The 1,536-nt window shown below is 69.6% G+C and carries 1 protein-coding gene; it reads right to left on the bottom strand.

The window, feature by feature from the left end; all coding sequences use genetic code 11:
• Positions 1-283: 283 nt before the first annotated feature.
• Positions 284-1,405 carry an IS110 family transposase gene (locus AAAX59_RS09640; RefSeq protein ID WP_349071602.1) on the bottom strand — a complete coding sequence of 374 codons (1,122 nt, stop codon included), beginning with the start codon at positions 1,403-1,405 and terminating at the stop codon, positions 284-286.
• Between the last annotated feature and the right edge of the window lie 131 nt (positions 1,406-1,536).

Genomic DNA, 1,536 nt, shown 5'->3' with positions numbered 1-1,536 from the left:
TCGCTCATATGACCCAATCCGCTGTCAAGAGCCACAATGGCCCCGCCGACCGCTTGCAATCGGTCGGCGGGGCCTGCCGTTAACCCGTCCCGGTCCGCCCCCGGCATGTCATCGACGCCTTCGGCTCAGTCTCATATCCGCGGATACCGTTCTGTCGGCCCGCACTCCATTCCTTCGGCGGGGTTCCCCAAGTCTGTCGAGGCGCATGCGGAGGGCTCCGCGCGCACAGCGAAATAGGGGGTATCCCCGAAGGCCGCCCGGCTCGCCGGGACGGGGGCTATGTCTATTCCGCGCCCTCCCGGCACATCATGCCGAGGGCCCAAAGCCACCTCACGAGCTCGGCCGCGGTGGCCGCGTTGGCCTTCGCCGCGGGCATGCCGCGGGCGAGCATCTCCTCGCGCCGCCGCAGGAGCCGCTCGGACCCCTTCCTCCCGTGCATCCTTATCTCGAGGGGCACGCCCGTGTCCCTCGGCATGAGCTTCGGCTGGTGCCGTGCCGCGGCGTAGCACCATGAACCCTCAACGGCCAGCTTCCTCACGAGCGCGTTGCCCGCACCGCTGATGCCTCCGAGCCGCACGGAGTCGCCACTCGACCTCTGACTCGGCGCGAGGCCGAAATAGGCCGTGACCTGCCTTCCGGAACGGAACCTCGCGAAGTCGCCGACCTCGGCCGAGAAGGCTGCGGCCAGCGCGAAGGCGCAGCCCTTGATCGACTGGAGGGCGGCCACCTCCGCGGCGATCGGGCTGGCATCCACGGCGGCCCTGTACTCGGAGAGCAGGTCCGCCCGGGTCTCCGCCGCGGCCTCGACCTCGTTCCTCAGGGCGGCGAGCGTCCGAACCCCGCCATCGTCCTCCGGCCTGACCTTGTCGAGCCACCTCAGGAAGTCGTAGGTCCAGTACTTCCTCGGGTTGCCGGCGGGCGTGGTGCCGCCGTAGGCGAGCCCCCGCTTTGCGAGGAAGGCGAGCAGCCGCTGCTTGGCGGTCGCCAGGCGCGCGGTCGCCCCGTCGTAGGCGCCGGCGAGGTCCCTGATGCCTTCGACCTCGGGGGAGGGGACCCATACGGGGGAGATGTCGTGGGCGAGTATCGCCTTGGCCATCCTGGCGGCGTCGTTCCTGTCGTTCTTGGAGGCCGAGTCGGCGGCCGACCTGGGGATCTTCGAGACCGCGGCGACGACGCACTCGACGCCGAGCCCGGCGAGCTCCCTTTGCGGGGCGAAGCCGAGGTAGCCGCTCTCGTAGGCCGCGAGCGACGGCCCGGGGAACCCATCCATCCACCCGGCGATCTCGCCCCAGGGGTTGCCGGGGAACCTCCTCGTCACGGCCTCGCCGGTGTCCGCGTCGAGGGCGCAGACGGTGGTCGACCTCAGGTGGACGTCCATCCCGAACGCGGTAGAATACTTTGGCATGGGAGCCTCCCAACCTCGTTGCGGCGCGGCTGCGCCTATGGCACTTCAACATCATTGTCGCAGCCCCGACCCGCGGTCACGAGCGGGGGCTCCTATCTTTTCAGTGCCCTCGGATTGGGTCATAGTGTCTG

The sequence above is a fragment of the Collinsella sp. CLA-ER-H2 genome (genome assembly GCF_040092405.1).
GTDB lineage: Bacteria > Actinomycetota > Coriobacteriia > Coriobacteriales > Coriobacteriaceae > Collinsella.
This window is presented reverse-complemented; position numbering and strand designations above follow the sequence as displayed.

What these genes read in the sequence shown, in the direction of transcription:
- AAAX59_RS09640 (WP_349071602.1), bottom strand. Translation starts at nt 1,405, where the DNA reads ATGCCAAAGTATTCTACCGCGTTCGGGATGGACGTCCACCTGAGGTCG.